General features: G+C 35.6%; 14 protein-coding genes. 6 read left to right on the top strand and 8 right to left on the bottom strand.

The window, feature by feature from the left end; all coding sequences use genetic code 11:
* Positions 1-14: 14 nt before the first annotated feature.
* On the bottom strand, positions 15-1,178 hold the full coding sequence (locus tag LBYS11_RS06355; RefSeq protein ID WP_103117677.1) for a YbfB/YjiJ family MFS transporter: 1,164 nt from the start codon (positions 1,176-1,178) through the stop codon (positions 15-17).
* Between the two features lie 100 nt (positions 1,179-1,278).
* Here LBYS11_RS06355 and LBYS11_RS06350 point away from each other — a divergent pair, with 100 nt between their 5' ends.
* Positions 1,279-2,157 carry a LysR family transcriptional regulator gene (locus LBYS11_RS06350; protein WP_103117676.1) on the top strand — a complete coding sequence of 293 codons (879 nt, stop codon included), beginning with the start codon at positions 1,279-1,281 and terminating at the stop codon, positions 2,155-2,157.
* Positions 2,158-2,305: 148 nt separating this feature from the next.
* Here LBYS11_RS06350 and LBYS11_RS06345 read toward each other — a convergent pair whose 3' ends face one another.
* Positions 2,306-3,907, bottom strand: coding sequence for a Na/Pi cotransporter family protein (locus tag LBYS11_RS06345; protein ID WP_181574679.1), 1,602 nt, complete (start codon positions 3,905-3,907; stop codon positions 2,306-2,308).
* A 278-nt stretch (positions 3,908-4,185) separates the two neighbouring features.
* Here LBYS11_RS06345 and LBYS11_RS06340 point away from each other — a divergent pair, with 278 nt between their 5' ends.
* Positions 4,186-4,491: a hypothetical protein gene (locus tag LBYS11_RS06340; protein ID WP_048391191.1), complete on the top strand. Its 306-nt coding sequence runs from the start codon at positions 4,186-4,188 to the stop codon at positions 4,489-4,491.
* Positions 4,492-4,495: 4 nt separating this feature from the next.
* Here the strand turns inward: LBYS11_RS06340 and LBYS11_RS06335 are convergent, their stop codons facing one another.
* From LBYS11_RS06335 to LBYS11_RS23495, 5 genes are all read right to left on the bottom strand, one after another.
* A complete protein-coding gene (locus LBYS11_RS06335; protein ID WP_103117675.1) occupies positions 4,496-6,007 on the bottom strand; it encodes a sensor histidine kinase in 1,512 nt (503 codons plus the stop codon).
* A complete protein-coding gene (locus tag LBYS11_RS06330; protein ID WP_048391196.1) occupies positions 5,991-6,692 on the bottom strand; it encodes a response regulator transcription factor in 702 nt (233 codons plus the stop codon). Before LBYS11_RS06330 ends, LBYS11_RS06335 begins: the two co-directional genes overlap by 17 nt.
* A gap of 53 nt (positions 6,693-6,745) precedes the next feature.
* Positions 6,746-7,333, bottom strand: coding sequence for a DedA family protein (locus tag LBYS11_RS06325; RefSeq protein ID WP_103117674.1), 588 nt, complete (start codon positions 7,331-7,333; stop codon positions 6,746-6,748).
* Positions 7,333-7,905, bottom strand: coding sequence for a class I SAM-dependent methyltransferase (locus LBYS11_RS06320; protein ID WP_054550638.1), 573 nt, complete (start codon positions 7,903-7,905; stop codon positions 7,333-7,335). The genes LBYS11_RS06325 and LBYS11_RS06320 overlap by 1 nt, the downstream gene beginning before the upstream one ends.
* 451 nt (positions 7,906-8,356) lie before the next feature.
* Positions 8,357-8,722: a hypothetical protein gene (locus LBYS11_RS23495; RefSeq protein WP_233732508.1), complete on the bottom strand. Its 366-nt coding sequence runs from the start codon at positions 8,720-8,722 to the stop codon at positions 8,357-8,359.
* Between the two features lie 285 nt (positions 8,723-9,007).
* On the opposite strand from LBYS11_RS23495, the gene LBYS11_RS06305 reads away from it, so the two are divergent.
* The 4 genes from LBYS11_RS06305 to LBYS11_RS06290 all read left to right on the top strand — a co-directional run bounded on the left by LBYS11_RS06305 (position 9,008) and on the right by LBYS11_RS06290 (position 12,383).
* Positions 9,008-9,907: a hypothetical protein gene (locus LBYS11_RS06305; RefSeq protein ID WP_066036633.1), complete on the top strand. Its 900-nt coding sequence runs from the start codon at positions 9,008-9,010 to the stop codon at positions 9,905-9,907.
* 137 nt (positions 9,908-10,044) lie between these two features.
* Positions 10,045-10,680 (top strand): TetR/AcrR family transcriptional regulator, encoded by a 636-nt coding sequence (locus LBYS11_RS06300; RefSeq protein WP_103117672.1) that lies wholly within the window; start codon positions 10,045-10,047, stop codon positions 10,678-10,680.
* A gap of 21 nt (positions 10,681-10,701) precedes the next feature.
* A complete protein-coding gene (locus LBYS11_RS06295) occupies positions 10,702-11,583 on the top strand; it encodes an ABC transporter ATP-binding protein (protein WP_233732758.1) in 882 nt (293 codons plus the stop codon).
* Positions 11,584-11,585: 2 nt separating this feature from the next.
* Positions 11,586-12,383, top strand: a complete 798-nt coding sequence (locus LBYS11_RS06290) for an ABC transporter permease subunit (protein ID WP_175400711.1) — start codon at positions 11,586-11,588, stop codon at positions 12,381-12,383.
* Positions 12,384-12,423: 40 nt separating this feature from the next.
* On the opposite strand, the gene LBYS11_RS06285 is transcribed toward LBYS11_RS06290, so the two are convergent.
* Positions 12,424-13,020 (bottom strand): TetR/AcrR family transcriptional regulator, encoded by a 597-nt coding sequence (locus tag LBYS11_RS06285; protein WP_103117670.1) that lies wholly within the window; start codon positions 13,018-13,020, stop codon positions 12,424-12,426.
* Positions 13,021-13,046 lie beyond the last annotated feature (26 nt).

Raw genomic sequence — 13,046 nt, 5'->3', positions numbered from 1 at the left:
CTTACTTACTTTTTTTAGTTGCTTCTATCATATTTTACGCCTCCTATTAAACATAATCCTCCCAGCATTACTACTAAGGAAGCCCCAACTAAGGCATACTGATAGCTATTTGTGTAACTTGCAAGTGTGCCTGCAATGGATGGACCAATCATTTGTCCGAGCGCATAGCCAGCCGTTAAATAACCTATCATTTGATGACTATTAACTGGTGCAAGTTTCCTCGCTAATGTTGTACAAACAGTTGTAATTCCCATAAAGGTTGCCCCAAAAATGAAGGCACTAGCATAAAGGGTCATCGAATTTGTAGCTAGCGCAGGTAAAACAATACCTATCGCTTGCAGTAGCATAGAGATGAGTAAAATTTTCACATAGCCATAACGCTGTGCTAGCTTAGACCAAACGATACATGAGGGAATTGCTGCAACACCCACAACAAACCATACAAAGGCTGCATCTCCATGAAAGCTTGTCGACTCCTGTGCAATTGATACAATAAATGTGCCTGTGACAATATAGCCAAGCCCCTCTAAGCTATAAGCGATGATTAACCATTTCATCCAAGACTGAGGAGGCGTTTTCTGTGAAATTATCTGGCTTTCCACTAGTTGTTTACTTGGTGTAATAGGCTTAATGAATAGTACAATCAAGACAAACAATACAATACTAAATAAAGCTAATACGATCCAAGTTCCATTCCAATGGAAAACAGCTTGGATTGGTGAAACAATTACCGCACTTAATGCAATCCCTATTCCCACCCCACTATAGAACAGCCCCGATAGATGCATATGACTACTGCTGGCTAACTGGTCTAGTATAAGGCTTGTTATAACAACAAAAATAAAAGCACTCACAATACCCGAGATAAATCGTAATAAATACCAAATGATGATTACATTTGTAAAGCCCATGAAGGCTGTTGTTAAAATGCTGATAACAAGGGTAATTTGCAAAAAGAGAATACGTTTATTCCCTATTGGTAAACGACCTGCCACCCAGGCTCCAACCAAATAACCTAAGTAATTACTTGTTGCTAAGTAACCTGCTGTTGCTCGGCTAAATTCAAAAGTTTCTTGCATATAAGGTAAAATAACCGTATACGAAAAACGGCCGATGCCCATAGCAATAACTAAAGCAAAAATGCCCCCGATTAAATAGCGTACGGTTTCCTTGTGCATATCATCACTCCTTCTATTTCACTATATCGAATATCTAGGTATCAAAAATAGATCTAATTCTTTATAATAAGTATCAATAAAATTGATAGCTGGAGGGCATATGAATATTAATGATTTAACGATTTTTCGAACAGTCGTCCAAACAGGTAGCTTTTCTAAAGCTGCCACAGCACTTAATTACACACAATCCAACATCTCTATGAAAATACAAAGTCTTGAGGCACTCTACGAAACAACCTTTTTTTATCGTGGACATCGAGGGATACGGTTAACATCAAAAGGAGAACAATTCTACGAGTTAGTCCTAAAAATGCTTCATCTCTATGAAAAAACCTTTGAGATCATACATGAAACGGAGGAACAACGAGGCGTTTTACGAATTGGTTCGATGGAAACAACTGCTGCATTACATTTACCAACTCTGTTAAGCACATTTCATCAAGCACATGAACAAGTGGATATCACCATATTAACAAGCCCTTCTCAGTACAATATTGAACGGGTAGAAAACTATGAACTAGATGGCGCATTTGTTACCGGACCTGTTTATAAAGAAAATATAATGATGAAAGAGTTTGTCTGTGAAGAGCTTGTTATTCTCACTTCTAGCAAGCATAAACCTATTAAGCATCTACAGGATTTAGAGGGAAGCACTGTGATTACATTCCGCCACGGCTGTTCCTATCGAGCCATCTTGGAACATTGGTTACATGAAGAAGGGGTTCGACCACAAAATCGAATGGAGCTTGGTACGCTTGACGGTATTATTGGCTGTGTTGCTGCTGGGTTAGGTATTACCTTACTACCACTTGCCATTGCGGAAAAATATATGGCAACACAAGCATTAACATTGCACAAGATAAAGAACAAGCAAGCACGTATTCCTACATGGTTTATTTATCGTAAGGACGAAGTACAATCCCCCATCCTAACTTATTTTTTAGAAGCCATAGAAGCTTATGACTATCCGACAGTTTGAGGGTTCTATCCTTCAGTTTTGAAATTCTATCCTTCAGTTTTGAAATTCTATCCGTCAGTTTTGAAATTCTATCCGTCATTTTAACAATTCTATCCTTCCCCTAATAAAAAAGCTGTTCAGCAGATTATCTCCACTGAACAGCTTAATATTAGGCAATAACGGTTTCCGCTATGTTAGAAGCATGATCACCAATTCTTTCTAAATTACTCACAATATCCGCAAATACAATACCTGCTGAACCTGAGCAAACTCCTTCATTTAATCGCTTAATATGCAATTTACGTAAACGTCTCTCCATATTATCAATTTCATTTTCTTTTTCTATCACTTGCTGTGCTAAGGAAAGGTCACGCTTATCAAGGGATTCAATAGACATTTTCACAGTTTCTAATGTAAAAACAAACATATCTTCTAACTCCTGCATCGCTTGTTGACTTAAACGAACGCGATTACTATCCTTGTATTGCAGAAGCTCAATTATATTTTCTACATGATCACCAATTCGTTCGATATCCCGAATATTTTCAAATAAAGCATGATGCACTTGGGAATCATGGGTTGATAGAGATTGTTTTGATAGCTCCACTAAATATTCCGTTGATTTGCGGTCTAAATTATTAATGGCTTCCTCCAATTGGCCGACCTTGCCGATTAACTTAGCATCATCCGTTTTCAAAATCGTTAACGTTTCTTCTAGACCTTGAATACTATACTCGCCCATGCGCACTACTTCCATCTTTGCTTGACCTAATGCCACTGATGGTGATTTGATAATCAAATTTTTATCCAAAAATTTTGGTTTGTATTCAATAACTGAATCTTCGCCTGGAATTAGTTTCGTTACGACATAAGCCCAAACACCTATGAATGGTAACTGAATGATTGTATTGATGACATTAAACGTTCCATGTGCAAAGGCTATTTGCATTTTCGGCTCTAAATTGAGCACCCCTGCAATCCATTCCACATAGTTCGTAAATAATCCCAATATGAGCATAAAGATAATTGTACCCACTACATTAAATAGTAAATGTGTGGCAGCTGCTCGCTTTGCTGCAATAGAAGCACCTAAAGCGGCTAGAATTGCTGTAATCGTTGTACCAATATTATCTCCAAACAAGACAGGTAATGCCCCGTGTAAAGTTATTAAATCTTCAGCATAAAGCCCTTGTAAAATCCCTACTGTAGCTGAGGAAGATTGAACAATCAGGGTGAATATCGTTCCTACTAATACCCCTAAAATCGGCACATCAGACATTTGTACAGTCAAATCTAAAAATGGTTGCCAATCTCTAAGCGGCTTCATTCCACCACTCATAAGCTCTAAACCAATAAATAAACCTGCAAACCCGAATAATACTTGTCCCATATTTTGAATGAAACTCTTCTTAAAGAAAAATAAGCATATCGCGCCCACTGCCATAATTGGATATGCGTAAGCACCTACATCTATTCCTATAATAAATGCTGTGATGGTTGTCCCAATATTAGCTCCCATAATAACGCCTATTGCTTGACGCAATTTCATAAGTCCTGCGCTCACTAGTCCAACAGTTATAACGGTCGTACCTGAACTTGATTGTATGAGAACTGTAACCACAATACCAACTAGTACACCCATCAATGGGTTTGTTGTAAATTTATCTAAAATATCTCTTAGTCGATCACCTGCAGCCTTCTGCAAGCCATCTCCCATAAATTTAATAGCGAAAAGAAATAAGCCTAACCCTCCAAGAAATTGAAAAATCATCTCCTGTACATTGATAGCCAATCCATTCAACCCTTTCCTTGTTGTCAGACTTTATTATTAATAGTTTTAAGCTAGCTGTACATATCATTTACAATGGATTAAATTAATGTTTACACGCCCTTTACAATTAGTCCAAAAAACGGACATATTCAAATCAAATTCAACAAAAACAAACAAAAAAAACATGAAAAAATCTTCAATCAGATTTTTACATGTTTTCTTTTGACGACTGAATGCATTTCCATTAGGCTGTAATTAGACACTGAAGGGAGTTTTTTATGGATATTTTTATAGCTAGTAACCGCCAATTACCGATCCGCTACTATGTGCAGGAAGCAATTTGGATTCGACGTGGTGGCAGTATTAAGCTGCCAGATTTAACACTGCCATTTTTCGTTGAGGTAGAGATTAAAAATCAATATAATTTACATATCATTGCAGATTATATTATGGACTTTCAACGACAATACAAGCATACTGAAATCCAATTATTAATCAGAAACACAGCTACCCTAGCAACCCTGCAAGACATGCTGTCACATCATACACAAACACAACATGCCATTACTATTCTTCCATTGTAGTCAGTTATGTAGCTGCTAACGGCAATGTGATAATAAAGTACAGTGTCTCATTTTTGTATTTTGCGTGAATCGTTCCTCCGTGAAGCTCCACTATGCTTTTGGCAATCGCTAGTCCAAGCCCTGAGCCCTCGGTTACATTTGTTCTCGATTGATCTTTTTTATAAAATCTCTCAAATAAACTAGCAAGCTCCACCGATGTAAAGGCATCACTTTGATTCGCTACACAAATACGCACATGGTGTGCTTGTCCTTCAAGGGAAACCATAATTTTCCCTTCAGCAGTACTATAATTGATCGCATTGATGAGGAGATTATCAAAAACTCGTACAATCTTTTCCGAATCCAGCGCAGCAACAATTCGATTTTCTGGAAAATGTTTTATAAAAATACGTTGTTTCTCCTCTGCTAACGGTACTAATTCCTCCATTAGTTGTTCGAGCAGCTCATTTACACAAACTTGTTGTCGCATTAAAGTATTTTTATCATTCGTGAGCTTAGTATATTCAAATAAATCGTCTATTAAATTTTTTAATTGTTCGGATTTAGAAAAGGCTATTTTCAAATATTCGTCATATTGCTCTTTTGTCTCATACTTCTCTTCTCTTAATAAACGCAAATAACCCATGATTGAGGTAAGAGGTGTTCTAAGGTCATGTGAAACATTTGTAATAAGCTCGTTTTTTTGTTGCTCAATTTTCCTCTCCATCTCGATACTTGTCATAATTTCTTCTGCCATTTGATTAACATTATCCGTTAGTGAAGCAATTTCATCTTGGCCTTTTTTCTCAATACGAAAGGCTAAATTTCCTTTTGCGATTTCCATAACCCCCTCTGCTAATGCCTCAATTTGATTCATTTTGCGTTTTGTTATCGAGAAAAATGATACGATAAACAACATAACACCAATGAAAAAAGGTATGGGACCTTCATTCGTACTTGTGATGGCTTCTCCTTGTGGAAGTCCACTAACAAAGAAGTAATAATTTTTATCTTGTAAAGTTAGTGGCACTAATGTAGTAAACTCTTCACGAGAAGTTTCGATCATATGATAGGCATTTTCAAAAGGTTGATTCATTGTAAAGCCCATGACATGCCTTATTTCTTCATGCAAATCGATTTGTTGCTCTTTTACCTGCTTTGTTTTATATAAGATCTTACCTGCCTCATCTGTGACGACAATTTTGAATGCATTGTCCTCATTTTCTATTTTTCCATTTTCTTGATCGATCAATTCTCTTAATGCTTCAACACTATTTTCTTGGGTTGCCAATGCTGCTGTATCCTGTGCATGATAATACATCATCTTCATACTACCACTATAATCCACAATCACTGTCTCATTGTTATTCTCAAAAAATGGCACTACTGCACGTGCCACTAAAAAACTGCCAAGTGCACATAATAAAAACGTTGTAAATAGTTGAATACGAATGCTACGTTGAATATTATTTTTTATTTTCGCACCAATTTGCTTCAGAAACCTTGGGAACTTTAAAAGCCTAAAGAACTTTTTCAACTTTATACCCTACTCCCCATACGGTTTTAATATATTGTGGATTCCTTGGATTTGCCTCAATTCGCTCTCTAATTTTTCGAATATGTACCATTACAGTATTTTCCGATTGAAATGCTTCCTCTTTCCAAACTTTTTCATAGATTTGCTCTGCACTCATGACAATGCCAGGGTTACTAACAAGCAATTCCAAAATAGCAAACTCCCTAGGTGTCAGTTTTACTCTTTCATTGTTAACAAAAACTTCATGTGTCGCTGTATTGATACGTAAATCGCCAACTTCCAGCTCCTCTCTATTGCTGCTATGTAAGCCACTCATTTTCAGATAGCGACGGAGCTGTGATTTAATGCGGGCAATTAGCTCTAACGGATTAAAGGGCTTAGTCACATAATCATCAGCACCTATCGTTAAACCACTAATCTTATCCATATCTTGAGATTTGGCAGTTAGCATAATAATAGGCATTTCTGCTATTTCTCTTACCTTCATACACATTTCAATGCCATTTACTTTAGGCATCATTAAATCCAATACAATTAAATGTACTTTATGCTTCTTTACTAACTGTAAGCCCTCTTCTCCATCACATGCCTCTAACACATGAAACCCCTCATTTTTCAAATAAATGCCTATCAGATTTCTTATCTCTTTTTCATCATCTACAATTAAAATTGTTTCATTACTCATCTAATCCCACCATTAATCAAATATTTTCCATTCATAATGCTCCTCCATTTTAGCTATTTTTTTATTTTCCGTATATAAAAATAATAAATACAGCTAACAGTCACGATGAATAACCCAAAGTACATACCATATTTCGTAGCAATCAAAGAAATATATTCAATTTGACTGCCAAATAATAAACCTAGTGTAAAATAAATCAATGTCCAGACAAAGCCTGTTGTATAGGAAAATAAGGCATATGTTTTAAAAGACATATTATTCATTCCCACCAAGTAAGGGAGGATATGTCGAACAATTGGAATAAAGTAACTCAGGACTAATGCAAAGTGTCCATATTGATCTAACAATTCTTGTGATTTGGTTAAGTACTTTGCCTTTTTCTTTTTCACAAGTTTATCGAGTACACGATGACCAAATAGTTTTCCAAGTATAAATCCTAGAGAAAGCCCTGAAACAACGCCTAAATAAGTAAGTAAGAAAGATTTCCATATGATCAATTTTCCTAGCGACGATAGAAAACCACCACTCATGACAATCATTTCATCTGGTAGCGGCATGCCTATGATCCCTAGCCATAAACTAAAAAACAAAGCAAAATAGCCATATTGTTCAATAAATAATAAAAGATCCTTTAGCTCCATTAGCTGACCCTCGTATTTCCTAGCCTACAGCTCAATACATAGGCTGGTGGCATATTAATCCATACTTTCTCATGTGAAATATTCTGAAAATAGGTTTGAAAAAATGATTTTTTCACAAGTGAATATTGGAAAGTAATGAATTTTCCATTGTACAAACAATCCCTCACATTTCTTAAAATACAACACGATACTTCCGCCTTTAACGATGTAAATGGCAGTCCAGAAATAACATAATCTATTTTTTCGATATTCAAATCTGTCAAATATTGCTTCAAATTTTCTGCTGAACCATGGATCACTACAACATTGGCTACATGAGCAAATTGCCTACGCAGTTTCTCACAAAAAATCGCATTATGTTCAATGAGAACAAGCAATGTAGCTGGCTTTTTTCTTTTCACAAGCTCCTTTGTAAAGGCCCCCATCCCAGGGCCAAGCTCTATAATGCATTGAGCCGTCTCAAAGCAAATAGGTTGCACCATTTTATGCGCTAATTTCTTAGAACTAGGTGATATAGCGCCTATTGTTTTTGGATGCTTTATAAATTCAGTAAGGAAGGTGATGAGCTGCATTTAGTTGTCTCCTCGCTTTGCTTTCTTTATTGATGGTTTTAACTATAAAGAGACTTTCTTAAAGATTTGCAAGGAGAATTCTTAACTTTTTCTTAATAATTGACATTATTTAGTTAGTAGATCAACACGATCTCATACGGTGAAACAAAAAAGTCACTCATGTTCATTCATGAGTGACTTAATTGCTTGATTTCTATATTCATCTTCTTTTTTCTTTTTACACTCTTCATCCCTAAATGCTCATAAAATTCAATTTCATTGGTATTGAACTCACACACATTAATTCTATAGATGTAGCCCCCTCCCCATTTTTTACAACGTTCAAGTAACCGTTTCCTCAAGATGATTGATCGCAATATAATCTTCATTTTTAGCTGTATCAATAGTAATGATCATATTTCCCTCTTTTCTTATAAAGGCATGGTTCTTTCTTATACGACTTATTGTAATTTTAATCTTTTACTCTATGTCTCATGATTCCTTTTCTAATCCCTCTTGTAATTAATTGCCCTAAAACATAAAAAAATGAAACAAAGATAATGGCTACATCTCTTCCAAAAGGCTTAAACCAACTTCCATCATCATCTATAAAAAAATGGCCTAACATTAAAGACAAAGCAGTCATCAAAAAATTTAGGACAATGAACAAAGGTAGCTGATCATTTCTAGATACTATGCCAACTCCAATAATGAAAAAAAGAAATAACGGAAATAAGAAGCTAGCCTCTTGGTTTGTGAGGTGGCTATTATACTCGTAAAAATGAAATAAAAACGGGAATGGAAATAGCGACAACATACTTTGAATAAATCTTTTCATTTCAGCTACACCTCCACAAAAATATAATATGATTATTTAAGTGTAATTTTACACTAATTATATTCTTTTATCTATAATAAATAAAATGTATAGGATGGTAATTCTTCTGTATTAACTTCCTCCTGAACATCAGTACAATTTCCCTTAAGATTCATAAAAGATTAAAAGGTACTTCGTTCTAATGACTATTTCCTACATAAAATAGGCATACAATTGCTGCCAATCGAATAGAAACCTATATAGGGAACATTTAGTCATAGGAAAAATAAAGTGGGGTGTGTAAGGATGCTTAAAGTAAATGATACAAAAGAAATGGTACTTGAAATTGTGCAAGATGACCCATTGTTTGTGGCACTGCAACATACACCTTTAGAGGAAAACCTCTATAATGATGGGTATTTAGCAGAGATCGATGAATCGAAACACTATACAATTGCAGAAGTCGCGGGCTGGTTTGATATTACAGACGCCATGCTTCGCTACTATTTAAAACCGTTTGAACAGTATATTTTTGACAATGCTTCGCCCAATACAAATAGCAATATTCGTTTAAACCTACCTGCTATATTGAGATTGCGCATGATTTTATTATTGAAGGATGAGTATCGTGTAAGGGGGATTAAATTATTGCTAGGTATTGATGATAACGGTCAGTTGCTGAAACACCAAATTACCGCAACGACCATGGATTCTGAGGATTTATCACATAAAATCGATTTGCTTGGAAACGTCCTACAGCAAATGATTCAAACAGGTCTTTTTCAGATTTTGCCGAATGAAGAGCAAGGGACATTACAAGTTAACATTAATCAGGACTTTCTTGACAAAAACATTCAACGTCTTTCGACCGATTCTATCCTTCAAGTGGAAGAAATTCAAAAAGAAACGTTGGAGCTAAAGCAGGAAAATGAGCATCTACAAAATCAAATTACCGAGCTGCAAGAAAATAGCGTGAAGGACATTGTCCAAAAGATTAGAGAGCGTCATATAGAAAATGAAATCGTTTCTACATTACGTACAGAAGCATTACAGCAATATTCCCAAAATCATAAAGTCGGTTTTTTCACCAAATTTTTCAAGTCCGCACAAATTGAAATGGACAAAGAGCAATTCGTTCTAAGCTATATTTCAAAGCATTTAGAAGAACGTTTAGAAATTGCATTGAACAATTATTATGATAAGTAAACTGAAGCAATGGAGAGCATGAGTGAGACTATTGGAAATGGTCAAAATCATGTTCTTTTTTATTTTCCCAAATCACATTGACCACAGTAGTCAATTTCTATATAATGGCATAAAATATGACGGAAAGGAGTAAAAAATTGTATCAAGCTTTTATGAATTTAACCGAAGAAAAGCGCCAAGCAATTATTAATGCTGCCTTAAGGGAATTTTCGCTCAATAACTATGCTTCCGCTTCAACAAACAAAATTGTGAGCAATGCCAATATATCAAAAGGCATTTTATATCACTATTTTGGTAGTAAAAAAAATTTATATCTTTTCTTATATGACTATACAACTACTAAATTCTCCGTGGCACTTAATCGCCAAATTGATTTAGCAGAGCCTGATATTTTTAAGCGTTATGAACAGATCATGAAAATTAAAATTGATCTCATGAAGCAATATCATGCGCTGTTTGATTTTTTGAAAAAGGCCTATGCTGAAACAAGCTCTGAGGTACGAGATGAACTAAATCATTACAATGCCGCTTTTCAAAAAAATGCTTATGTAACTGCATTCGAAGGAATTGATACTAGTTTATTCCGAGAAAATTTGGATATAAAAAAGGCAATTGATACTATTCAATGGGTAACAGATGGTATCAGTCATCGTTATGAGGAAAGATTAAAAGCGCATGTAGATAATCAAGAGCTCTTTAATGAATTAATCGAGCAATGCATGGAAGAGGCTAGTGAATATTTTCTATTTTTGAAAACATTATTGTATCAATAAAATGGGGTGAGTGACGTGTCCATGATTGAAGTAAACCATTTAACTAAAAAGTTTGGCGATTTTTATAGTATACAAAATGTTCATATACAAATTCCAAAGGGTGAAGTGTTCGGTTTTTTAGGACCAAATGGGGCAGGAAAATCCACAACCATACGCCATTTAATGGGTTTTTTACAGCCAACTGAGGGCTCTTGTTTCATTAACGGTTTAAATTGTCGGGAGGCATCTGCAACCATCCAACAAGTTGTTGGCTATTTACCTGGAGAAATTGCGTTTATTGATAAAATGACGGGTAAGCAATTTATTCACTTTATTGCTAAGTTAAGAGGGATGAATGATTACACCCATGCCGAGGAATTAATGCATTTCTTTGAATTAGATGCTTCTCGGCTCATAAAAAAAATGTCGAAAGGTATGAAGCAGAAGGTTGGTTTAGTTTGTGCCTTCATGCATCATCCCGAAATTGTCATTCTAGATGAACCTACTAGTGGTTTAGACCCGCTCATGCAAACCAAATTTATTGAATTCATTTTAGCTGAAAAGGACAAAGGAACGACCATTTTCATGTCCTCTCATATGATTGAAGAAGTAGAGAAAACTTGTGATCGTGTAGCGATTATTAATGCAGGTAAAATCGTGGCGACTGAAACCATTACAGATTTAAAGAAACGTAAATCTAAAAAATACATGCTTGAGTTTCAAGATGAGCAAGAGCTCACTCGCTTCCTTGATGAGGAATATGTACTTGAACGTATCTCTTCTACAAAAGTTATGATTACTATAATGGGAGACCTTCAAGCATTTCTCCATACGCTATCTAACTATAAAATTATAGACTTAGACGTTATTTCCCAGTCACTAGAAGATATTTTTATGCATTATTACGAAAGTGGAGGTGCTTAATCATGAATTTTACCCTATTCAAGCATGAGTTATTTGCCTCTCTTAAACTATTCACCATAATTATCGGTGTACTAATGCTATATATTGTCAGTGTAATTTATATGTATAACCCAGAAATGACGGATACACTAAAAAAATTAACAGAAACAATGCCTGAGATGATGGCAGCCTTTGGTATGACCAGCATTGGCGATACCTTGATAGAATTTCTCTCCACCTATTTATATGGATTTTTATTAATGATTCTTCCTTTGGTATTTTCTATCATGTTAGCTAATAAGCTCATCATGGGCTATATTGATAATGGTTCGATGGCATACTTAATCGCTACACCGAATACACGTTTTAAAATTGTCTTTACACAAGCACTATTTTTGATCATCAGCCTTTTTACACTCCTTGCTGTTACTACGTTGGTCATGATTGTCTTTGCAGAAATATTATTCCCTAATGAGCTGGACATAACGGCCCTACTGCTGTTAAATTTCGGGCTATTTTTATTGCACTTTGCCATTAGTGGATTCTGTTTTCTTATGTCTTGCAGCACGAAAGATTTAAGAACATCCTATGCCTATAGTGCTGGCATTCCCATTGCCTTTTATCTGATTGAGGCACTGAGCAATATGGGTGGTTCACTAGACAAATTACAATACATTACAATCTATTCATTGTTCGATTCCGTTCAATTAATTCAACAAAATAGCTCTTGCTGGTGGATGCTAGGTACACTTTTCCTCATTGGCTTGCTTTGCTATAGTCTAGCAATTCGTTTTTTTGTAAAACGAGATTTACATCTCTAAATTTCTAGCCGCTACAGATCCAGTGCTGTAGCGGTTTTCATTAAATAGTACCTACTACATTTCCTAAAAAACGTATTAATCGAAAATGTAGAGCGACCATTTCTTCTACTGTTAAGTTCTCGTTCCCCTTGTCCAACCACTCCTGAATGACCCCTAAAATGGCAGATGCTATAAAGGCTTGTAAGTATTGTTGAAACTCTGGATCTTGTGCTTCCTTGCGTATAAGCGATAATCTGTCCAAAATATGACTCCCAAAGATCATTTTCACCTTTTGTGTAAAGCTAGGGCTCCCCTGCTCTCCTAATAACATACGAAAAGCTGGTGCATGCTCTTTTATACACGTTATCACCTTGATAAATGGCTGATAGAGTTGCCCCATTTTTAACGTTTGAAAAGCATCCAACGGCTGAACATGTTTGACATAGCGCTCTAACTCCTTTAATAGCTCTTGCTGCAAATCCTCCATCACATCATATTTATCTGAATAATGTAAGTAAAACGTGCCACGATTAATTTCAGCTACAAACGCTAAATTCTTTACAGTCACACGCTCAAAGCCTACCTCCTCTACTTGTTGGATAAAAACATTTTTAATGGCTTGCTTCGTTTCAAAATTCATTTTTTCATGTACAGACACATATTTCCCTCCATTTACTTAACACT

This window comes from Lysinibacillus sp. YS11, from assembly GCF_002896375.1.
Lineage (GTDB): Bacteria > Bacillota > Bacilli > Bacillales_A > Planococcaceae > Lysinibacillus > Lysinibacillus capsici.
Note: the sequence above shows the minus strand (reverse complement) of the source record. Positions and strands in the feature narration are given on the sequence as shown.

Excerpts from the sequence above, each read along its gene's own strand:
- LBYS11_RS06355 (WP_103117677.1), bottom strand. The coding sequence starts at position 1,178 with ATGCACAAGGAAACCGTACGCTATTTAATCGGGGGCATTTTTGCTTTA.
- LBYS11_RS06350 (WP_103117676.1), top strand. The coding sequence starts at position 1,279 with ATGAATATTAATGATTTAACGATTTTTCGAACAGTCGTCCAAACAGGT.
- LBYS11_RS06345 (WP_181574679.1), bottom strand. The coding sequence starts at position 3,907 with ATGATTTTTCAATTTCTTGGAGGGTTAGGCTTATTTCTTTTCGCTATT.
- LBYS11_RS06340 (WP_048391191.1), top strand. The coding sequence starts at position 4,186 with ATGGATATTTTTATAGCTAGTAACCGCCAATTACCGATCCGCTACTAT.
- LBYS11_RS06330 (WP_048391196.1), bottom strand. The coding sequence starts at position 6,692 with ATGAGTAATGAAACAATTTTAATTGTAGATGATGAAAAAGAGATAAGA.
- LBYS11_RS06325 (WP_103117674.1), bottom strand. The coding sequence starts at position 7,333 with ATGGAGCTAAAGGATCTTTTATTATTTATTGAACAATATGGCTATTTT.
- LBYS11_RS06320 (WP_054550638.1), bottom strand. The coding sequence starts at position 7,905 with ATGCAGCTCATCACCTTCCTTACTGAATTTATAAAGCATCCAAAAACA.
- LBYS11_RS23495 (WP_233732508.1), bottom strand. The coding sequence starts at position 8,722 with ATGAAAAGATTTATTCAAAGTATGTTGTCGCTATTTCCATTCCCGTTT.
- LBYS11_RS06305 (WP_066036633.1), top strand. The coding sequence starts at position 9,008 with ATGCTTAAAGTAAATGATACAAAAGAAATGGTACTTGAAATTGTGCAA.
- LBYS11_RS06295 (WP_233732758.1), top strand. The coding sequence starts at position 10,702 with ATGATTGAAGTAAACCATTTAACTAAAAAGTTTGGCGATTTTTATAGT.
- LBYS11_RS06290 (WP_175400711.1), top strand. The coding sequence starts at position 11,586 with ATGAATTTTACCCTATTCAAGCATGAGTTATTTGCCTCTCTTAAACTA.